The organism is Ruegeria sp. CDSC081, from assembly GCF_059610485.1.
In genome coordinates this window covers 1-20,690 of record NZ_JBXWNS010000002.1, presented here as the reverse complement: position 1 = coordinate 20,690, position 20,690 = coordinate 1, and the positions used below count along the sequence as shown (strand labels likewise).

General features: G+C 58.3%; 22 protein-coding genes. 18 read left to right on the top strand and 4 right to left on the bottom strand.

Annotated features, from left to right (window positions below):
* Positions 1-39 precede the first annotated feature (39 nt).
* The 3 genes from AC2FH9_RS03120 to fsa all read right to left on the bottom strand — a co-directional run bounded on the left by AC2FH9_RS03120 (position 40) and on the right by fsa (position 2,515).
* Positions 40-960: a tyrosine recombinase XerC gene (locus AC2FH9_RS03120; protein WP_496870731.1), complete on the bottom strand. Its 921-nt coding sequence runs from the start codon at positions 958-960 to the stop codon at positions 40-42.
* A complete protein-coding gene (locus AC2FH9_RS03115) occupies positions 957-1,664 on the bottom strand; it encodes a DUF484 family protein (RefSeq protein ID WP_142640161.1) in 708 nt (235 codons plus the stop codon). Before AC2FH9_RS03115 ends, AC2FH9_RS03120 begins: the two co-directional genes overlap by 4 nt.
* A 197-nt stretch (positions 1,665-1,861) precedes the next feature.
* Entirely contained in the window at positions 1,862-2,515 is a 654-nt protein-coding gene (gene fsa / locus AC2FH9_RS03110; protein ID WP_142640163.1) for a fructose-6-phosphate aldolase, read from the bottom strand.
* 88 nt (positions 2,516-2,603) lie between these two features.
* Between fsa and AC2FH9_RS03105 the strand changes: the two genes are divergently transcribed.
* The 4 genes from AC2FH9_RS03105 (at position 2,604) to AC2FH9_RS03090 (ending at position 7,503) form a co-directional block, all read left to right on the top strand.
* Positions 2,604-4,799, top strand: coding sequence for a primosomal protein N' (locus AC2FH9_RS03105; protein ID WP_496690473.1), 2,196 nt, complete (start codon positions 2,604-2,606; stop codon positions 4,797-4,799).
* An 80-nt stretch (positions 4,800-4,879) separates the two neighbouring features.
* Positions 4,880-6,112, top strand: coding sequence for an MFS transporter (locus AC2FH9_RS03100; protein WP_271952281.1), 1,233 nt, complete (start codon positions 4,880-4,882; stop codon positions 6,110-6,112).
* Positions 6,113-6,178: 66 nt separating this feature from the next.
* Positions 6,179-7,051, top strand: coding sequence for a 50S ribosomal protein L11 methyltransferase (locus tag AC2FH9_RS03095; RefSeq protein ID WP_496692331.1), 873 nt, complete (start codon positions 6,179-6,181; stop codon positions 7,049-7,051).
* Positions 7,052-7,158: 107 nt separating this feature from the next.
* Positions 7,159-7,503, top strand: a complete 345-nt coding sequence (locus tag AC2FH9_RS03090) for a hypothetical protein (RefSeq protein ID WP_496696928.1) — start codon at positions 7,159-7,161, stop codon at positions 7,501-7,503.
* A gap of 102 nt (positions 7,504-7,605) precedes the next feature.
* Here AC2FH9_RS03090 and AC2FH9_RS03085 read toward each other — a convergent pair whose 3' ends face one another.
* Positions 7,606-7,818, bottom strand: coding sequence for a DUF1127 domain-containing protein (locus tag AC2FH9_RS03085; protein ID WP_142640173.1), 213 nt, complete (start codon positions 7,816-7,818; stop codon positions 7,606-7,608).
* A 333-nt stretch (positions 7,819-8,151) separates the two neighbouring features.
* On the opposite strand from AC2FH9_RS03085, the gene ruvC reads away from it, so the two are divergent.
* The 14 genes from ruvC (at position 8,152) to AC2FH9_RS03015 (ending at position 20,459) form a co-directional block, all read left to right on the top strand.
* Positions 8,152-8,649 (top strand): crossover junction endodeoxyribonuclease RuvC, encoded by a 498-nt coding sequence (gene ruvC, locus AC2FH9_RS03080; protein WP_142640175.1) that lies wholly within the window; start codon positions 8,152-8,154, stop codon positions 8,647-8,649.
* A complete protein-coding gene (gene ruvA, locus AC2FH9_RS03075; protein WP_271952277.1) occupies positions 8,646-9,323 on the top strand; it encodes a Holliday junction branch migration protein RuvA in 678 nt (225 codons plus the stop codon). The genes ruvC and ruvA overlap by 4 nt, the downstream gene beginning before the upstream one ends.
* Before the next feature lie 4 nt (positions 9,324-9,327).
* Entirely contained in the window at positions 9,328-10,347 is a 1,020-nt protein-coding gene (gene ruvB / locus AC2FH9_RS03070; protein WP_496870728.1) for a Holliday junction branch migration DNA helicase RuvB, read from the top strand.
* A gap of 61 nt (positions 10,348-10,408) precedes the next feature.
* The gene (locus AC2FH9_RS03065) at positions 10,409-11,032 is read left to right on the top strand and encodes a hypothetical protein (protein ID WP_496870726.1); all 624 of its coding nucleotides are present in this window, start codon (positions 10,409-10,411) and stop codon (positions 11,030-11,032) included.
* The gene (gene ybgC, locus AC2FH9_RS03060) at positions 11,029-11,412 is read left to right on the top strand and encodes a tol-pal system-associated acyl-CoA thioesterase (RefSeq protein WP_142640183.1); all 384 of its coding nucleotides are present in this window, start codon (positions 11,029-11,031) and stop codon (positions 11,410-11,412) included. Before AC2FH9_RS03065 ends, ybgC begins: the two co-directional genes overlap by 4 nt.
* A gap of 105 nt (positions 11,413-11,517) precedes the next feature.
* Entirely contained in the window at positions 11,518-12,213 is a 696-nt protein-coding gene (gene tolQ, locus AC2FH9_RS03055; RefSeq protein WP_142640185.1) for a protein TolQ, read from the top strand.
* Between the two features lies 1 nt (position 12,214).
* Entirely contained in the window at positions 12,215-12,691 is a 477-nt protein-coding gene (gene tolR / locus AC2FH9_RS03050) for a protein TolR (RefSeq protein WP_142640204.1), read from the top strand.
* A 9-nt stretch (positions 12,692-12,700) separates the two neighbouring features.
* Positions 12,701-13,798 carry a cell envelope integrity protein TolA gene (gene tolA / locus AC2FH9_RS03045; RefSeq protein ID WP_496870725.1) on the top strand — a complete coding sequence of 366 codons (1,098 nt, stop codon included), beginning with the start codon at positions 12,701-12,703 and terminating at the stop codon, positions 13,796-13,798.
* On the top strand, positions 13,795-15,114 hold the full coding sequence (tolB, locus tag AC2FH9_RS03040) for a Tol-Pal system beta propeller repeat protein TolB (RefSeq protein ID WP_142640188.1): 1,320 nt from the start codon (positions 13,795-13,797) through the stop codon (positions 15,112-15,114). The genes tolA and tolB overlap by 4 nt, the downstream gene beginning before the upstream one ends.
* Positions 15,115-15,201: 87 nt before the next feature.
* Complete coding sequence (pal, locus tag AC2FH9_RS03035; RefSeq protein WP_281973807.1) at positions 15,202-15,711, top strand: peptidoglycan-associated lipoprotein Pal; 510 nt, start codon at positions 15,202-15,204, stop codon at positions 15,709-15,711.
* 4 nt (positions 15,712-15,715) lie between these two features.
* On the top strand, positions 15,716-16,540 hold the full coding sequence (gene ybgF / locus AC2FH9_RS03030) for a tol-pal system protein YbgF (RefSeq protein WP_496696939.1): 825 nt from the start codon (positions 15,716-15,718) through the stop codon (positions 16,538-16,540).
* Positions 16,537-17,790, top strand: a complete 1,254-nt coding sequence (gene tilS, locus AC2FH9_RS03025; RefSeq protein WP_496749179.1) for a tRNA lysidine(34) synthetase TilS — start codon at positions 16,537-16,539, stop codon at positions 17,788-17,790. The genes ybgF and tilS overlap by 4 nt, the downstream gene beginning before the upstream one ends.
* A gap of 76 nt (positions 17,791-17,866) precedes the next feature.
* The gene (ftsH, locus tag AC2FH9_RS03020; RefSeq protein WP_142640196.1) at positions 17,867-19,783 is read left to right on the top strand and encodes an ATP-dependent zinc metalloprotease FtsH; all 1,917 of its coding nucleotides are present in this window, start codon (positions 17,867-17,869) and stop codon (positions 19,781-19,783) included.
* Positions 19,784-19,883: 100 nt separating this feature from the next.
* On the top strand, positions 19,884-20,459 hold the full coding sequence (locus AC2FH9_RS03015) for an MOSC domain-containing protein (protein ID WP_496870723.1): 576 nt from the start codon (positions 19,884-19,886) through the stop codon (positions 20,457-20,459).
* Positions 20,460-20,690: the final 231 nt, after the last annotated feature.

Below are 20,690 nucleotides of genomic sequence, written 5' to 3'. Positions count from 1 at the left end.
ATGCAAACCAAAAGCCCGGTCAATGTGGATAGCGTTTGCTTAGGCTTTTGGGTGGGTGCGGTTGTAAACTTCCATCAGGCGCGCCGTGTCGACCGCAGTATATGCTTGGGTGGTGGACAGCGATGCGTGGCCCAGCAATTCCTGAATGGTGCGTAGATCACCGCCCGCAGACAGCAGGTGGGTCGCGAAACTGTGGCGCATGGCATGGGGTGTTACAGTGGAGGGCAGCCCAAGCTGCTGGCGCGCTTTGGCCATCACCCCCTGAATGGCTCGGGGGTTCAGGGGGCCTCCGCGAACCCCGCGAAACAGCGCCTTCTCCTTGGATTGGGTGTGGGGGCACAGCTTTACATATTGATCTACAGCTGTTTGCGCGACTGGCAGGACCGGAACGATCCTTTCTTTGTTGCCCTTGCCGGTGATCCGCAGCGAGTTGGGCAAAGGGGTATCCGCTCCGGTCAGTGAGAGAGCCTCGGAAATACGCAAGCCGCAGCCATATAAAAGAGTAACGACCGCAACGTCGCGGGCAGAAACCCAGTCGCTGGCTGATTGCATCTCGACCGTTTCAATCATCGCACGTGCGGCATCCTCGGCCATGGGTCGAGGGAGTTTTTGGGTAAATTTGGGGGCGCGGGTCGACAGAACTGCGGTCGGCTCAAACCCTTCACGCTCCGAAAGCCAACGGTAGAAGGTTTTTACGGCGGAGAGTTTGCGCGCAAGCGAGCGCGAGCCAACGCCGGATGCGCGCTGATCGGCCATCCATGCCCGCATGTCCGAGATCGTAATCCGTGCAATCGCCGCCATCCCCTGGCTTTCGCTATGGTGCAGTGTCATGAAGGACAGAAATTCGGACACATCCCCCCGATAGGCGGTCAGCGTGTTTTCGGACCGGCCTGACAAGGCCCCCAGGCCATCAAGCCAGTTTTGCAGTGCGTCACGACAAGCCGGAGAAATAAGGCTCACGACAGCCAATGGCGCATCGACCGTTCGAAGACACCAGCAAAGAAAGTCAGAAGATCCGTGCCCAGCTTTGGCGTAAAGTGCCTGGGGTCTTTTGCGCTCATGATGATCATGCCAGGCAGGCGGCCTTCGCCCAAATCCAGCCTCAGACAAGCTTCGGAGCGCAGGTGATCCGCATCACTGCCGAATATCCTGTGCGCGGGATGGATGATTTCACGCAAGACGACCTCGCGTGCTGGGCCGCTGTGGTCAAAGGTCAGATAGTTGTCGACGAAACCGGGTTCGACGATGGCCAGCACGCCTGCCAGTCTTGAGATTGCCGGGTCTTTCTGGACTGCCGTCGTTTCAAGAACCAGCGTAATGCGTTCGACACGCAGTATGTCAGCCACATCTGCACCAAGTATTTGCAGGAATTCCTCAAATCCGACCGGTTCAAGTAGCCGAAGAATGGCCCGATGAACCTGATTTGTGCCTGCCAGATTTTCATAGGCTGCCGCAATGACCGAGCGGTGCGTATCCTCCAGCCGGTCCAGCCGGGCCTCGAGCCGTTGCATGGCTATGCCGCGCAGGTCGATGACGTTATTCCCGCGCGCCTGCTCATTTGCGGTGACGAGGGCCTGCATCAGGTCCTTGTCATCCAGAATGGCATCTGGTTCGGCCAGAATCGCCTCGCGCAAGGTGTCCTTGAGTATGGTGTTGCTGCTCATGTCCTGTCCGGTCTTTTTTATTTTTCGGCCTTATAGCACGGCTTGCCGGATCTGCCTCGGGAAAAATGAGCGTCAATTTGAATTTCGCGGGGAATGTGGTCGGGAAAACTCCGGTCTGCAGAGATCTGATCCGAGATCAGATTCAAAGCAGCTGGGCCGAGCGCGGCGCCAGGGGCGCCGCGCGGGTTCGCGCAGAATCAGAGGATTTTCTGACCCGTTTTGGCCCAATCGGACAGGAAGGTTTCAAGGCCTTTATCGGTCAGCGGATGATCGGCCAGCTTTTTGATCACGGCGGGTGGTGCGGTGATCACGTCAGCACCGATGCGGGCGCTGTCGGTCACGTGGTTCACGGTGCGGATCGAGGCTGCGAGGATTTCGGTCTCATATCCGTAATTGTCATAGACCTGACGGATATCAGCGATCAGGTCCATGCCATCTAGGTTGATGTCATCCAGACGCCCGATGAAGGGCGAGATGAAAGTTGCGCCGGCTTTGGCGGCCAGAATCGCCTGATTGGTCGAGAAACAGAGGGTCACATTGACCATCTGGCCTTCGTCACTAAGCGTTTTGCAGGTTTTCAGGCCCGCCCATGTCAGCGGCACTTTGACAGCGATATTCGGGGCGATCTTGGCCAGCTTGCGACCTTCGGCGATCATATCGTCGGCTTCGGTTGCCACGACCTCGGCCGAGACCGGTCCGTCGACCAGATCGCAGATTTCCTTGGTCACTTCCAGAATATCGCGGCCCGATTTCAGGATCAGCGAAGGGTTGGTGGTCACACCGTCCACCATGCCCAGATCGTTCAGTTCGGCGATTGCGTCGATCTCGGCTGTGTCTACGAAGAATTTCATGCGGGCAGTCCTTTGATGGGTTGGCCTTGGTCGCGGATGGCTTTACCTCAAAGAGACCCATGCTGGAACCCCTTGCCAAGGATATGCATTGAGCACTCAGGAGTTTTTCGACCAAGGTGAGCTGGTGGCGGTGCTGACCGCCCAACCGCTGGACCGGACGCTTGACTATAAGGCGCCCGAGGGCGGGTGCTTTCTGGGCGCTTTTGTCGAGGTGCCGCTGGGCCCGCGCAAGGTCTTGGGCGTGGTCTGGGGGCCGGGGCAGGGTGGCTTTGACCTTGCCAAGGCCCGCTCGGTGATCCGGGTGCTTGAAGTCGCGCCGATGCGCGAAGAGATGCGCCTGTTTCTGGGGCGCGTCGCCGATTACACGCTGACCCCGATGCCTGCGATGTTGCGATTGGCCACGCGCGCGCCCGGATTGGGCGATCCGCCTTCGATGCGCAAGGTCTATCGGCTTGGCGACAGGGACCCTGACAGGGTGACCGACGCGCGGACCCGTGTGTTGGAGGTGCTGCGCGACTACGGCGGGTTGGCCTTTACGCTGAAGGAACTGGCCGAACAGGCGGGTGTGACCTCTTCAGTCGTGAAGGGGTTGGTCAAACTCGGTGCGGTTCGCGAAGAAGACAGCCCGCGCGATCTGCCCTATCCACATCTGGATCCGGATCTGCCGGGCAAGGCGTTGACCGATGATCAGGCCTCTGCAGTGGAAACCCTGCAATCTGGCCTGCGAACGGGTGATTATGGCACGACCTTGCTGAAAGGCGTCACCGGGTCGGGCAAGACCGAGGTTTATCTTGAGGCCGTCGCCGAAGCGTTGCGCCAGGGGCGGCAGGCGCTGGTTCTGCTGCCCGAGATTGCCCTGACCGCCGAATTCCTGACGCGCGTTGAGGCACGATTCGGCGCGCGCCCGGCAGAGTGGCATTCGGGCGCGACGATGACCGAACGCCGCCGAGTCTGGCGCATGGTGGGGCAGGGCGATGCACAGCTGGTTGTCGGCGCGCGCTCGGCCCTGTTTCTGCCGTTTCGCAATCTTGGGTTGGTCGTGGTCGATGAAGAACATGACACCTCGTACAAACAGGAAGACGGCGTGCATTACAGCGCCCGTGACATGGCTGTGCTGCGGTCCGCCATATGCGGCGCGCGCGTTATTCTGGCAAGTGCGACGCCGTCACTGGAAAGCTGGGCCAATGCCGAGGCAGGCAAGTATGAGCGGCTCGATTTGACTTCGCGCTTTGGCGATGCGGTGTTGCCCGAGATGAAGCCCATCGACATGCGGGCCGAGAAGATGCAGCCGGGGACGTGGATTTCTCCATCGCTGCGGCAGGCCGTCCATCAGCGGATCGAGCGGGGTGAACAATCCCTTCTGTTTATTAACCGCCGGGGATATGCGCCGGTCACCCTGTGCCGGGCTTGTGGCGAGCAGATTGCCTGTGATCACTGCGATGCGCGCATGGTTGAACACCGGTTTCTCAAGCGTCTGATGTGCCATCAATGCGGTGAGACCAAACCCATGCCCGAGGTCTGCCCCTCCTGTCAGGTCGAGGGCAAGCTGGCCCCGGTCGGGCCAGGGATCGAACGGCTGGCTGAAGAGGCTGAGGCAACATTTCCCGAGGCAAATATTGCCATGCTGTCATCCGATCTGTTTGGATCGGCGCGCGCATTGAAAGCAAAGATCGAAGAGATTGCTGCCGGTGACGCCGATATCGTCATTGGTACGCAGCTGGTGGCCAAGGGGCACAATTTTCCGAAACTGACACTGGTGGGTGTCATTGACGCCGATCTCAGCCTGCATGGGGCGGATTTGCGTGCGGCCGAGCGCACATTCCAGCTGATGCGGCAGGTGGCTGGCCGCGCCGGGCGCGCGGATAAGCCCGGACAGGCGCTGTTGCAGACGTTCCAGCCGGAACATCCCGTCATTCGCGCCATCCTGTCGGGCGATGAAGAGGGGTTCTGGAAAGCCGAAGCGGCCGGGCGGTTGGCAGCCGGAGTTCCCCCCTATGGACGCATGGCCGGTATCGTTCTGTCTGGCCCCGAGGTCGGTCCCGTTTTTGACATCGGCAACGCCATGGCCCGCAACGACGCCCCGTTGCGGCAGATCGGTGCGCAGGTCTTTGGTCCAGCGCCTGCGCCCATTGCGCGTATCCGCGGGCGACACAGGGTGCGGCTGCTGGTCAAAGCCCCCAAAGGGGCGCCAATTCAGGATGCCATCGCCCGTTGGATAGCACCGCTGCGGCTGAAGGGTGACATCAGGCTGACCGTTGATATTGACCCGCAAAATTTCTACTGACCTCTGCATTCATGCAGAGCCAATGTGCATGCCCTTCTTCCCACTCGCCAAAACCTGAAAATGGGCGTAGAGGGACTCTCATGCTGAAACCCATGCCACTTTCCGAGGCGCAAAGCCTTCCGTTCTGGCGCCGTCCCATCACGCTTTTATTCGTGATGGCACTGACCATGCCCATTGCTTTCAACGCATGGAGCGCGTTGTTGAACAATTTCGTTATTGAAGTGGCGAATTTCGACGGTGCCGACATCGGCCTGCTGCATACCGTGCGCGAGATCCCAGGCTTTCTGGCTGTAGGCGTAATTGCCGTGATCTTGTTTGTTCGGGAGCAGGTGCTGGCGATGATCTCGCTGATCATGCTGGGTGTTGCGACTGCGGTGACAGCGTGGTTCCCAAGCCTTGGTGGCTTGCTGTTCGTCACACTGCTGAGCTCGATCGGGTTCCACTATTATGAAACCGTGAACCAATCCCTTCAGCTGCAGTGGTTGCCCAAGGACCGAGCGCCGCAATTTCTGGGCTGGATGGTCGCCATGGGATCGGCCTCGACATTGGTTATCTATGGGCTGATTGTCCTGACGTGGGATCGGTTCGATCTGTCCTATAACACTGTATTCATGGCTGCGGGCGGGCTGACGGCTTTGCTGGCGTTGTTCTGTCTGGTCGCCTATCCGCAGTTCGACGCGCCGACTCCGCAGACCAAAAAAATTGTGCTGCGCCGCCGATACTGGCTGTACTATGCGCTTCAGTTCATGGCGGGCGCGCGTCGTCAGATCTTTGTCGTTTTCGCCGGTTTCATGATGGTCGAGAAATTCGGGTTTGAGGTCCACGAACTCACCGGTCTTTTCTTGATCAACCTGGTTATCAACATTTCGGTTGCGCCGATGCTAGGCAAAGCTGTGTCCGTATTCGGTGAACGTCGCACTTTGATTTTCGAATATGCAGGCCTGGCCGTTGTATTTGCAGCCTATGGCGGCATTTATTGGTTCGGTTGGGGCGTTGTTCTGGCGGCTACTCTCTATGTGATTGACCATGTGCTTTTCGCGCTGGCTCTGGCGCTTAAAACCTATTTCCAGAAAATTGCCGATCCGGCAGATATTGCGCCAACCGCAGCGGTTGCCTTTACGATCAACCATATCGCCGCGGTATTCCTACCAGCGCTTCTGGGCCTGCTCTGGGTGTACTCGCCCGGAGCGGTCTTTGCGGTGGCTGCAGCGATGGCGTTGATTTCGTTATCGCTGTCGCTGCTGATCCCGCGCCACCCAGAGCTTGGGAATGAGACGATACTGTCGAAATACGCGCCCGCTCCGGCGGAATAGCTGCCGATGCTTGACCTTCGCGGGCCCGCACCCTAGGCGCTGTGTCAGCTGACACAGGAGGCTCCCATGCCCACATTCACCGCGCTTACCACCCTGACCGGCAAAAAATCAGCCGATGGTCTGGGCGAAGCCATGGAGCGTCTTGATCCCGAACCCACGGGCGTGGGCGTATTCGAAGTCGAAGATGGCTCGGGCCTGTGGGAGATTGGCGGTTACTTCACCGAAGCGCCGGATGAAACGGCACTGGCGGTTCTGGCGGCTGCGTTCGGATCCAAACCCTTTGTAATCTCGGAACTGCCCGAAACCGACTGGGTCGCCCATGTCCGCCGTGAATTGGCGCCTGTCGAGGCTGGCCGCTTTTTCGTCTATGGCTGTCACGATGCCGACAAGCTGCCCGAAGGCCGTATCCCTTTGTTGATTGAGGCCGCAATGGCTTTCGGTACCGGGCATCACGGCACCACCCTTGGGTGTCTCAAGGCTCTGGATTTTCTGCTCGATCAGGGTTTTACCGCGACAAAAGTTGCAGATATCGGTTGCGGCACCGCCGTTCTTGCGATGGCCGCCGCTCGTGTTTGGGAGGGGGACATCATTGCCAGCGATATTGATCAGGTTGCTGTCGAAGTTGCTGAAGCCAACCTGAAGGCAAACGGCATGTCAGGGAAGGTTCAATGTGTCGAGGCTGCGGGGTTCGATCATCCGGAGCTGAAATCTCTTGCGCCCTATGACCTGATATTCGCCAACATCCTCAAGGGCCCATTGGTGGCCCTGGCGCCCGAAATTTCAGCGAATCTGCGGGTTGGGGGTAAGGCGATTCTATCGGGAATCCTTAACGAGCAAGCCGAGGACGTTGTTTCCGTTTATCTCCAAAATGGTTTCAATGCCTCTAGAAATGACCAAATTGGTGAATGGACGTCGCTAGTCTTAACCAAACAGGGCTAAAATCGGGCCATTTGCAGGAGTTTTGTAGAGTTTCGCCTCTTTTTTGTCGCAATCTGTTTTTACCGTCAATGACGTGGAATTGGGGGGCGGTTGATTTGGAGGCTGCCATGACTGGAAAACAAATTGAATTTGATCAGCGCGTTCATCGGCTGAACAAGAAACATTCGAAGATGACCCGTGGTTATCGTGCGACTATGCGCAAAGATGGCCTGGTTGTTATGAAGCCACAGCGGGTTCAGTCCGCGGTGCCTGCAAAGGCTCTGCTGATCTGCTTCGCTGGGCTGTTCGCCTTCAAAACGCTTTTGCTGACCAGCTTGGGGTCGTCGGCCTACCAGTATCGTGTCGATAGCCTTGCGCAAGGGACCGAAGTGGAGAAGGCGGGGGCATGGATCATGCAGATCGACCCGGTATCACAGGCCCTCTCGTCTCAACTCAGCAAAGTTCTCCGCTAAGTTTCTTCCGTTTTGAATAGAAACGCCGCGTATCCGGGGATACGCGGCGTTCTTCTTTGCCCCGAGGGAGAAGGGGAAAATCAACGGTAAGTTTGCTTTGCCTTAGCGGCGGCCTTCCACGACGATTTCAATGTCGCCACGGCACAGGCCGATATCTTCCAGCTCGCGGTCCGACAGACCGCTTAGCGCGTTGCGTGTAACGCGGGCATCATTCCATTCGACAACGGCGTTTACGACCATTGCGAAAGTCGCGCCGATACGGCCGACGAGGCCAAATGAGCCAGTGGTGGTGCGGGTTGTGTCCAGTGCAGCCATATCCTGTTTCCTTCCGGTTTGTGTTAAACTCTGATCTTGCGATCTGACGGGCATTTAGGGATGGTTTTCTGACTGCACAAGCATAGAAATTGCATGTGTCCTATGCGTTTTTTGCAATGCTCGAAAAACATGAAAACGCCTTAATTTATTGGCAATTTTGCCTTCATCAAACTGGTCGAAACCCGACATTTTCCGGTCGTAATCAGCTCATTCTGTCGGAGACAGGACGGCCGAGTCGCAATCTGACCATCAGTCAATTCGCTTGGAAAATGTTCTTGTTTCGTGCTAGTCGGTAAAAAAGAACACACAAACCCGAGCAGGCCGAGGCTATATATGCGAATTCTGGGCATTGATCCGGGGCTACGGACCCTGGGATGGGGCGTCATCGAATCACATGGCAGCCGTCTCAGTCATGTTGCCAATGGGTTATGTAAATCGGACGGGGATGATCTGGGAGAGCGGTTGCTATCGCTCCATAATCAGATCGTCGAAGTGATTGCCGAGCATCAGCCCGATCAGGCCGCCATCGAACAGACCTTTGTGAACAAGGACGGAGCCGGTACGCTTAAGCTGGGTCAGGCACGAGGTGTGGCACTGTTGACGCTGGCGCAGGCCGGGTTGCCGGTGGGGGAATATGCGCCCAATCGAGTCAAGAAAACGGTTGTGGGCGTGGGCCATGCCGAAAAGGAACAGGTTCTTCATATGGTCAAGTTGCAACTGCCGGGCTGTCAGCCCAAGGGCGCGGATGCCGCGGATGCGCTGGCGATAGCGATCTGTCATTCCTTTTATGGGGCAACGCCACAGTCGCGGATGAAACAGGTGCGGGCATGATTGGCAAGCTGACAGGCCGGTTGGATTACCGCGCGGCGGATCACGTGCTGATCGACGTGCGTGGGGTCGGCTATCTGGTCTATTGCTCGGACCGTACGATGGCTGCGCTGCCGGGCGTGGGTGAGGCGATCTCGATCTACACCGACATGGTGGTGCGCGAGGATTTGATGCAGCTTTACGGGTTCCTTTCGCTGGTCGAGAAGGAGTGGCATCGCCTGCTGTGCTCGGTGCAAGGGGTCGGGGCCAAGGTTTCGCTAGCAATCCTCAGCGCCTTGGGCCCCGATGGTGTTAGCCGGGCGATTGCTCTGGGCGATTGGGGGGCGGTCAAGGCAGCCAAGGGCGTGGGCCCAAAAACCGCGCAGCGGATCGTGCTGGACCTCAAAGACAAGGCGCCCGGAGTTATGGCCATGGGCGGCACGGTGACCGAGGCAATGGATGGCCCCGCGCTGGATGTGGTGGAACTGACTGAACCGACACCTGTGCCAAAGCGGCCCACCATAAGCGCATCAGGTAATGCAGCAGCATCTGCCGGGGCATTGTCGGCACTCTCCAATCTGGGCTACGGCCCGTCCGAGGCCGCGTCAGCCGTGGCCGAAGCCGCGGCAAGCTTGCCCGAAGCGGGTGAGGCGGACCTGATCCGCGCTGCGTTGAAACTATTGGCTCCGAAAGGGTGATTGAATGGTAGATGCCGATCCCACCCTGCGCCCCGAGCCGTTGCCGGAAGACAATGACCGCGCCTTGCGCCCGCAGGGACTGGACGAATTCATCGGTCAAGCCGAGGCGCGCGCCAATCTGCGTATCTTTATCCAATCCGCTCGCCAAAGGGGTGAGGCAATGGATCATACGCTGTTCCATGGCCCTCCCGGTCTGGGCAAGACCACGCTGGCGCAGATCATCGCGCGTGAGTTGGGCGTGAATTTTCGGATGACATCTGGCCCGGTTCTGGCAAAGGCGGGCGATCTGGCGGCGATCCTGACCAATCTGGAAGCGCGCGATGTGCTGTTCATTGACGAAATCCATCGATTGAATCCAGCGGTCGAAGAGGTCCTGTACCCGGCGATGGAGGATTTCGAGCTGGATCTGGTGATTGGTGAAGGCCCGGCCGCGCGCACGGTGAGGATCGAGTTGCAGCCGTTTACTCTGGTCGGGGCCACAACCCGGATGGGGCTGCTGACCACGCCGCTGCGCGACCGCTTTGGCATCCCGACACGCCTGCAGTTCTATACCGTTGATGAATTGCACGAGATTGTCACCCGCAACGCGCGCAAGCTTGGAGCACCGGCTGATGACAGCGGCGCCCGAGAGATCGCGCGCCGGTCACGCGGAACACCTCGGATCGCCGGGCGCCTGCTGCGGCGGGTGGTGGATTTCGCAATCGTCGAAGGCGATGGACGGATCGCCCGCGATTTGGCTGATGGGGCGTTGACGCGGCTGGGGGTCGATCATCTGGGGCTGGACGGCGCGGACCGCCGGTATCTGAAGCTGATCGCCGAGAATTACGCGGGCGGGCCGGTAGGTATCGAAACCTTGTCGGCAGCTCTGTCGGAAAGCCGGGACTCGCTGGAGGAGGTGATCGAACCCTTCCTCTTGCAGCAAGGCCTGATCCAACGCACACCGCGTGGCCGGATGCTGGCGCAGAAGGCGTGGACGCATCTGGGCATGGCCGCACCCAAGGGGCAAAACGATCTGTTTGGTTGAAGCCGAGCCTGCGAGCTTTTAAGGGTTTCGCCAAACATTGTCCGATTGCCGAGGATTGCGTGTGACACCCGACGACATTCAAGCCCTGTTCACCCGCGAAAGCGGAGAGTTCCTGTTTGCGCGCTGGGGCCGCCCCATCGTGCCGATCGTCTTTGGGGTCGAAGATGAAAGTTTGGCCACGGTCAAAGGCGCGTTCGAGGCAGTGGTAACACTGGCAGGGCATCAGATGGCAGAAACCGACCCCGAGCTTGGCGCCAACTGCATGGTCTTTTTCTTCCGCGACTGGAAAGAACTGACAGAAGTGCCCGATCTGGACCGTTTGGTCCCTGATCTGGGGCCGTTGGTTGATCGGTTGATCGCGGCCGATGCCAACCAGTACCGGATATTCCGTTTTGAAGAAGACGGCGCCATTCGTGCGGCCTTTGTGTTTTTGCGGATGGACAATGAATTGTCGCAAGTCCCCGCTGAAACGCTTGCGCTCAGCCAGGTGGTGCAAACGGTGCTGCTCTGGTCCGATACCGCTTTTCGCAACCAGTCGCCCTTGGCAGTGGCGGGTGACGCGACGATATTGCGACCAGACATTGCCGGGTTGATCTGGGCGGCATACGATCCTGTCCTGCCGGGCGCGGCGCAGGATGCCTCTCATGCGCTGAGATTGTTTGCCAGATTGGATCTACCGCAATGAAGCACGTCTATTCCGTTAAAGTATATTACGAAGACACCGATATGGGCGGCGTGGTCTATCACGCTAACTATTTGAAATACATCGAACGCGCCCGGTCGGACTATGTGCGGCGCCTGGGCAATGACCAAAATGCCATGCGTGACGCAGGTATCGTTTGGGTCGTGCGCCGGATCGAGGCGGAATACCTGGCCCCGGCCAAATTTGACGACGATCTGGAGATCGAGACCGAAATCAAGTCTCTGTCCGGTGTCCGTCTGATCATGGCGCAAGTGGTCAAACGGGGCGAAGAGGAGATTTTTCGCGCCATCGTTACCGCCGTCTGTATGAATGCGCAGGGCAAGCCCGTACGCCTTCCGGCAGAGATTCGCGCATTGTTGTAACAATTTGCAGGGCCCGGGTGGTTCTGTTGGCAATTCGCCCCCATCTGCGTTAGCGTTTGACAAAACAAGGCCGTAAGGCTGTCAGGCAAAACAAAGAGCAGGTTCATGGAAGCTGAAACGCTGGCGCTGGCGCAGGAGATCGATTTCTCCATGTGGGGGCTTTTTGCCCGCGCGACTTTTATCGTTAAACTGGTAATGCTGATGCTGATTGGCGCATCAGTCTGGTCCTGGGGGATCATCATCCAGAAACTGATCAATTACCGTGCTGCAAGGCGTGAAGCTCAGGTTTTTGATGAGGCTTTCTGGTCCGGGAACCCCCTGGATGAACTGTTCGAGCAGATCGGTACCCAACCCGATGGCAGTTCGGAGAAGATATTTGCCTCGGGCATGATCGAATGGCGCCGCTCGCACCGCACTGATGGCGGGCTGATAGCTGGTGCCACCGCACGCATTGATCGGTCGATGGATGTGGCCATCGCAAAAGAGGCCGAGGCGCTGCAAAAGGGCCTGCCCATTCTGGCCACGGTCGGCTCAACTGCACCCTTCATTGGTCTGTTCGGAACGGTCTGGGGTATCATGAATGCGTTCATCGAGATTGCCGAGCAGCAGAACACCAACCTGGCTGTTGTCGCCCCCGGTATTGCCGAGGCGTTGCTGGCCACCGGCCTGGGCCTGTTGGCCGCGATTCCGGCGGTGATTTTCTATAACAAACTCAGCGCAGATAGTGATCGGATCGTTGGAGGCTATGAAGCCTTTGCCGATGAGTTCGCCACCATTCTGTCGCGCCAGCTGGACAGCTGAGATGGGGGCTGCGGTTCAGCAATCCTCGGGCGGGAATGGACGCCGGCGGGGTCGGCGTCGCGGTCGCGCGCAGCCGATGGCTGAGATCAACGTCACACCCTTTGTGGACGTTATGCTGGTGCTGCTGATCATCTTCATGGTGGCCGCGCCCTTGCTGACTGTTGGTGTGCCTGTTGATCTGCCCAAAACGGCGGCCAGTGCTCTGCCCGGCGATAACGAGGAACCTTTGACCGTCACGCTGACCGCGGATGGCAGGGTGCAAATCCAAACCACGGATATTCTGCGCGAAGAGCTGATTGGCAAACTACGCGCCATCGCAGCAGAACGCAGTAGCGACCGAGTGTTTTTGCGCGCGGATGGTGCGATCCCTTATGCGCAGGTGATGCAGGTAATGGGCGCGCTTAATGCGGGTGGGTTCTCCAATGTGGGGCTAGTGACCGATACGGGCGGCCCGACACTGGACGACGGTGGAGAGTGAGGCCGCACGGTGGATACCGGCACCAAGATCTCGACGATTGCCCATGTCAGTCTGATTGGTTGGGCATTTTTCGGCGGCACCTTCCGGTCCGAACCATTACCTATGGCTGTGCAGGATGTCTCGGTCATTTCGGCTGAGCAATTTGCGGCAATGACCGCTCAGCGGGATGCGCCCGAAGTGCCGACGCCAACAGCGCTGCAACCGCCTGAGGCCCCAACAGAAGAGGATCCAGCGTCGGAACCGGTAGTGGAAGAGCAGCCTTCGTTGCAAGAGGCGGAACCTGCTGAATCCGACCCGGACCCGGATCCTGAGCCTGAACCGGTTGAGCCGCCGCCAGAGCCGGTGGTGATTGAACAGCCACCTGTGTTGGACACTCCCGCCCCCGAGATCGTCGACCTTACGGTGCCTTCCGGGCCAGAAGCACAGCCCAGCCCGGCCGAGAATGTTGCGCCGGTGCCGGTTGCGCCGCCTCCGCCCGAGGCCGCGCCTGATGAAATCGAAACCCCGGCCGTATCTTTGGACGAGGGAGCCGAGACCCAGCAGGAACAGCAGGATCAGACCGCCCCCGAGGAAAAGGCTGACGAGATTGTGACCGAAGCGGAAGAGCCCAAAGAAAACGCTCCCCGAACATCGCCGCGCCCGCGGATCCGTCCCAACCGCCCGACGCCACCGGTCGAGCCCGAAGTGGCGGAGACGCCCAAGCCCACAGAGCCCGCGCAGACGGAAACAGCCATCAACGATGCGCTGGCCGAGGCGTTGGGGCAAGGGAGTGAACCCTCTGGTCCGCCCTTGACCAGCGGCGAAAAGGACGCGATGCGATTGGCTGTTTCCCAATGCTGGAACGTGGGGTCCTTGTCCACGGATGCTCTGCAGACAGTTGTTGTTGTCGGATTTTCGTTGACCCCTGATGGCAAGGTCGTTGGCGGCAGCTTGCACATGATCGACAGCTCAGGCGGTTCTGACGGCGCAGCCAGACAAGCCTATGAGGCCGCTCGACGTGCCATTTTGCGCTGTGGAGCCAAAGGATATGACCTGCCAACCGATAAATACGAGCATTGGCAGGATATTGAGATTACATTCAATCCCGAGAGGATGCGGATCAAATGATGAGACTTCTGACCAGCCTGTTGCTTGGCCTGACACTTGTGTCGGCACCTGTTCACGCCCAAAGTGGACCGCTTCGCTTGGAATTGGATCAGGGGATTATCGAACCCTTACCCTTTTCGGTTCCGAATTTTGTGCCGGACAGCACAGCAGCTGCGCAATATGCCCAGGATATCTCGCGGGTTGTGGCCGCCGATCTAACCGGAACAGGGCTGTTCCGCGAAATTCTGTCTGATGCTTTCATCAGCCAAGTGGCCAGCTTTGAAGATCCCGTTCGGTTCGCGGATTGGAAAGCCATCAATGCCGAGGCTTTGGTGACAGGTGCTGTGAATGTGTCGGGCAATCGCCTGACGGTGCGGTTCAGGGTCTGGGATGTGTTTTCGGGGCAGGAACTGGGCAACGGTCTCCAGTTTGCCGGGACGACTGAAGGGTGGCGGCGCATGGCCCATAAAGTGGCGGATCAAGTCTATAGCCGTGTAACGGGCGAGGGCGCCTATTTCGACAGTCGCGTTGCCTTTGTCTCGGAAAGCGGCCCCAAAAACCAGCGCCTGAAACGGCTGGCGATTATGGATTATGACGGCGCGAATGTGCAGTACCTGACCGACAGCGCCGCCATTGTTCTGGCACCACGCTTTTCACCTGCCGGTGATCAACTGCTATATACCAGTTACGAATCCGGTCAGCCGCGCATCTATGTTCTGGATATTGAACGGGTCAGGCGGACCGAGTTGAACACTCAGGGCGGCACGATGAGCTTTTCGCCCCGGTTTTCGCCGGATGGACGGTCGATCGTCTATTCGCTTATTCAAGGCGGCAATACGGACCTGTGGAAAATGGATCTGGCTTCCGGGCAAAGCGTGCGGCTGACCAATACGCCTGCGATTGAAACCGCCCCCAGCTATTCGCCGGACGGTTCCCAGATCGTGTTTGAAAGCGATCGTTCGGGCACGCCACAGCTTTACATCATGCCCGCAAACGGGGGCGAGGCGACGCGGATCAGCTTTGGTCAGGGCCGTTATGGAACGCCGGTCTGGTCCCCCCGTGGCGATCTGGTTGCGTTTACCAAGCAGAACAAAGGCCGATTTCATATCGGTGTCATGCGAACAGATGGCAGCGAAGAGCGTTTGCTGACCTCGTCGTTTCTGGACGAAGGACCGACATGGTCCCCTAATGGTCGCGTGATCATGTTCACCCGAGAAACCCAGGGCGCAAGTGGCCGGGCGACGCTGTATTCGGTTGATATCTCGGGACGCAACCTGCGCCCGATCCGCACCCCGGATGGGGGCAGCGATCCGTCATGGGGCCCACTGCAGAATTGATCACGGCTGCTGGCAGGAAAAGTTCACAAGGAACCTGCACTATGCTACAGAGACGGCAATAAAGAGAAAAACAACGAGGCACCTGAGATGAACGTATTGGGCAAAATCCTGGCACTAGGTGTGTTTGGCGCGTTGGCAGCCTGCACCAATAACGATCCGTCTGCGCTGGGCGGCGGCTTTGGCAATGGCGCAAATGGCGGGCTGGCCGCGGGCTCTCCAAGTGATCCGCGCTCGCCTGCATATTTCCAGCAAACTGTTGGTGACCGGGTTCTGTTTTCGGTCGATCAGTCGACGCTTACTCCGCAGGCGCAGTCAGTGCTACAGGGGCAGGCCGACTGGCTGATGGCCAACCCCGACTTTGTGGCAACGATCGAAGGCCATGCGGATGAGCAGGGCACGCGTGAGTATAACCTCGCACTGGGTGCGCGCCGGGCAAATGCCGCCCGCGAGTTCCTGATTTCCCGCGGAGTAGCAGGCAACCGGCTGACAACTGTCAGCTTTGGCAAAGAGCGTCCGATCGAGATTTGCAGCACCGAGGACTGCTATTCGAAAAACCGTCGTGCAGTGACGGTGCTGACCGGATCAACGTTGGGATAAGACGATGAAACTAGCAGGATGGGTTCTGGCCGCAGTTTTGGCGACCGCCGGTTTGGCACAAGCACAGGATCAGCAAACCTTGGCGGATATCCGGCAGGAACTGACGGTGCTGCATGTGGAAATTCAGCGGCTCAAGCGCGAGTTTTCAACAACCGGCTCTCCGGCCCCGAACCTGTCCGGCAGTTCGATACTTGAACGCGTTGATGCCATAGAGGCCGAATTGCAGCGCCTGACGCGCCAGACCGAACAGTTGAACCAGCGTGTACAGAATATCGTAACCGACGGCACTAACAGGATCGGTGATCTCGAGTTTCGCTTGGTCGAACTGGAAGGCGGTGACCTGAGTACGCTCGGTGATACAACAACTCTGGGCGGAGATACGGACATCACATCCGCAGCCCCTACTGCTCCGACAGCGCCAACCGATGCCGACCTGGGTGAGTTGGCAGTAGGCGAGCAAGCGGATTTCAATGCCGCTGCTCAGGCGCTGGCCGATGGAAACTTCCAGGCCGCCGCGGATCAGTTCGCAGTATTCGATACATCATATCCCGGAAGCCCGCTTGCGCCCGAAGCACACCTAAAGCGCGGACAGGCGTTGGAGGGCATTGGCGACACCCGCGAAGCGGCAAAGGCATTCCTTGCCAGCTTCACCGGCGATTCCGAAGGCGCCTATGCGCCTGAGGCTTTGTTCGAACTGGGTGCTGCGCTGGGTCGTCTGGGACAGACCGAACAGGCGTGTATCACACTGAGCGAGGTTAGCGTCCGGTTCCCGGCCTCGGCATTGGTCTCCAGCGCCACGCAGGAAATGACGTCACTGGGTTGTACTTGACCACACAAGGCACACTCCTGAAATCCGAACTCCGCGCGCGATTGCCGGAAAACCTTCCGCGCCGTCTAGGTGTTGCGGTATCCGGTGGCGGTGACTCGGTTGCTTTGCTGAGTTTGTTGAAGCACATCGCCCAAGAGGAACAGGTTGAGCTGTTTGTCGCCACGGTGAACCACAATCTGCGCCCCGAAGCGGTGGCGGAGGCAGATTGGGTGGCGCAGCTTGCCCAGGGTCTGGGCCTTCCACATGAGACGTTGCACTGGCAGGGGTGGGACCAGACAGGTAACCTGCAGGATAGGGCGCGGCAGGCCCGGTACCAGTTGCTGTCAGACTGGGCGCGTGACAAGCAGATCGGCGCGATTGCCCTAGGACACACTGCCGATGATCAAGCCGAAACCATGCTGATGCGATTGGCGCGCGCTGCTGGTGTGACGGGATTGTCCGGCATGCCTGCAATGCGGAACTATCAAGGGATCATGCTGCTGCGACCGATGTTGGGGATTACCCGGCAACAACTGCGCGATTATCTTACCGAGATTGGGGCAGATTGGATCGAGGATCCATCGAATCACGACCGGCGGTTTGATCGTATCAAGGCGCGCGACGCGTTGACCGGCTTATCCGAAATTGGGATTTCGGTGCATTCTCTGTCCCGCGTTGCTGAAAATCTTACTCAAGCCCGTGAAGCATTAGAGCAGATTACGCAGGAATCCGCCCGTCAGGTCCTGAGTGTCGATGGCGGCGATATCTGTGTCGATCGCGCGCAATTTTCCACTCTGCCTGCGGAAATTCGACGTCGTCTTCTTACAGGTTGTGTCCGCTGGATTGCGGGCCGCGGATATCCACCGCGTCAGGCTGCAACAGACCGGGCGCTGCTCGCGATTGATCAGGGTGAGGCGGCAACGATTGGTGGATGCCTCTTGATCCCAAAAGCCGATAAAATGTGGGTTTGCAGAGAGCTAAATGCCGTTGAGAGCGAACCCGGCGCACCCGGTCAGATTTGGGATGAACGGTGGATTCTGTCTGGTCCGGCGATTCCCGACGCACAGGTTCACCCGTTAGGTGCGGCTGGTTTGCAGGCCGTGCCAGATTGGCGTGCACTTGGAAAACCGCGCGCCGCGCTTCTGGCGTCTCCGTCCGTCTGGAGTGGAGAGGTCTTGGTATCTGCACCTATGGTGGGTTTCTCAAATGGTTGGCTTGCAGAACTGACGCCAGAAGAGCCCGAGTTTCACTCTTCGGTTTTATCGCATTGAACCTGCTTGAATCATCTCTATTTTAAAGAGCAACCCGGCAGATCCCCATCTGCCGAAATCTTTTGGGAGATTTTTCTTGGGCAACGCTCGTAACATCGCCTTTTGGGTCGTTCTGTTTTTGCTGATCCTTGCACTGTTCAATCTGTTCAGCGGACCAGGTGGAACGCTTCAGAGCAATGAAAGAACCTATTCTGATTTCGTGACCGCTGTTGAAGGCGGCGAAGTCAAAAACGTGACATTGGATGGCGAGCAAATTCGCTATACCACTCAAAGCGGCGCAAGCTATGTCACGATCAAGCCCGGCGATGCCGAGGTGACCAAACTGCTGATCGATGAAAGCATCCCGGTTCAGGCTGTGAAACAACAGCAATCGGGCATTCAGTCTTTCCTGGTCACTCTTCTTCCTTTCCTGCTGCTGATCGGTGTCTGGGTCTACTTCATGAACCGGATGCAGGGTGGCGGCAAAGGTGGCGCGATGGGCTTTGGCAAGTCCAAGGCCAAGATGCTGACCGAAAAGCATGGCCGTGTAACCTTTGATGATGTCGCTGGCATCGACGAGGCCAAGGAAGAACTGGAAGAGATCGTAGAATTCTTGCGCAATCCGCAGAAATTCAGTCGTCTGGGTGGCAAGATTCCAAAAGGCGCTTTGTTGGTGGGCCCTCCGGGGACCGGTAAAACGCTGCTGGCCCGCGCCATTGCGGGTGAGGCGGGTGTGCCCTTCTTCACCATTTCGGGTTCGGACTTTGTTGAGATGTTCGTCGGTGTCGGTGCATCCCGTGTCCGCGACATGTTCGAACAGGCCAAGAAAAACGCTCCCTGTATCGTCTTTATTGACGAGATTGACGCCGTTGGCCGCCATCGTGGTGCCGGTTATGGCGGGGGTAATGACGAACGTGAACAAACGCTCAACCAGTTGCTCGTCGAGATGGACGGGTTCGAGGCCAATGAGGGCGTGATTATTCTGGCGGCCACCAACCGTAAGGACGTTTTGGACCCTGCGCTGCTGCGTCCGGGCCGTTTCGACCGCAACGTGACTGTCGGCAACCCCGACATCAAAGGCCGCGAGAAGATCTTGGGCGTTCACGCACGCAAGACGCCCCTCGGACCTGATGTCGATCTACGCATCATCGCGCGCGGGACTCCGGGCTTCTCGGGTGCTGATCTGGCCAACCTCGTGAATGAGGCCGCGCTGATGGCCGCCCGCGTCGGTCGCCGCTTTGTTACCATGGAAGATTTCGAGAATGCCAAGGACAAGGTGATGATGGGTGCCGAGCGCCGCTCGATGGTGCTGACCCAGGACCAGAAGGAAAAGACTGCCTATCACGAATCAGGGCATGCCGTTGTTGGTATGACGCTGCCGTTGTGTGATCCGGTCTATAAGGCAACGATCATTCCGCGTGGTGGTGCGCTGGGCATGGTGGTGTCACTGCCAGAAATGGACCGCCTGAACTATCACCGCGATGAGTGTGAGCAAAAGCTGGCCATGACCATGGCCGGTAAGGCGGCTGAGGTGATCAAATATGGCGAGGACCATGTCTCGAACGGTCCGGCGGGCGATATCATGCAGGCCAGCCAACTGTCGCGGGCGATGGTGATGCGCTGGGGCATGTCGGACAAGGTCGGCAATATCGACTATGCCGAAGCGCATGATGGCTATTCTGGCAACACTGCCGGGTTCTCGGTCTCGGCCCATACCAAGGAACTGATCGAGGAAGAGGTCAAGCGCCTGATCCAGCAAGGATATGAGCGTGCGCATCAGATCCTGTCAGAACAGAACGAGCAATGGGAACGTCTGGCCCAGGGGCTGCTGGAATATGAAACCCTGACCGGTGACGAGATCAAACGCGTCATGAATGGCGAGCCGCCCAGCGAAAGCGATGACGAGGGCGACAAACCTGATGAGGGCAGCGCCCCCAGCGTGACAGCCATTCCGAAAACCAAGGTTAAGAAAACTCCGCCCGATGGCGGGATGGAGCCAGAACCAACGGCTTAGACTTTCAAAGACCCGGGCCTGTCCCGGGTTTTTTTCTTTTCAATCGCGAAGGTTTGCCCTTTATTCCGCATCAGATGTCAGTTCTGAAATAGGGATAAATATGCCGGTATTGCGCGAAACCGAATTCACGGGCGAAGTTGTTTGGTTGGGCCACGTACCAGCAGGTAAAACTCTCCGGGCCAATTCCGTGGACAGTCTGGATTTGGGTTTCTCGGGTGATCAAGGCGCGCGTCACGAAGGCGTGATTCGTACCTCTTGCGTGAGGGTCAAAAACCTGTACCCGGTGGGCACCGAAATTCGCAATGTGCGGCAGTTATCGATCCTGTCCGCAGAAGAACTTGATGCCATCGCGCAGGAAATGGGCTTGGGTAAGCTGGACCCGTCCCATCTGGGTGTCAGCATTGTCTTGCGCGGCATTCCAGATTTCACCCATATTCCGCCCTCGTCTCGTTTGCAGGTGGAAAATGGCGTGACGCTGACGATCGACATGGAAAACCGGCCCTGTATCCTGCCAGGGCGCGAGATCGAGGCTGACTTGCCCGGATATGGTGCGGCCTTCAAGCCTGCAGCGCAGGGACGGCGGGGAGTCACGGCTTGGGTCGAAAGACCCGGAGAGCTGAACCTGGGCGATGAGCTTACACTGTTTGTCCCCGATCAGAGAGCCTGGACACCATAAGGGACCGCAATTTCCGATCGGAAGGCGCCGATGTGACGCTACGACGTTTCAAGGCGCAATTATGTCGGAATCCATAGCCACCAATTTGGTACACAACGGTATGGAGTGAGCAGCGCCGGCGTTCTGCGTCGGGTTTGCACGGAATTCAATCAGGGACCGAAACCCAATGAGCTATAAATCTGACATCGAAATTGCGCGTGAGGCGAAGAAGAAGCCGATTCAGGAGATTGG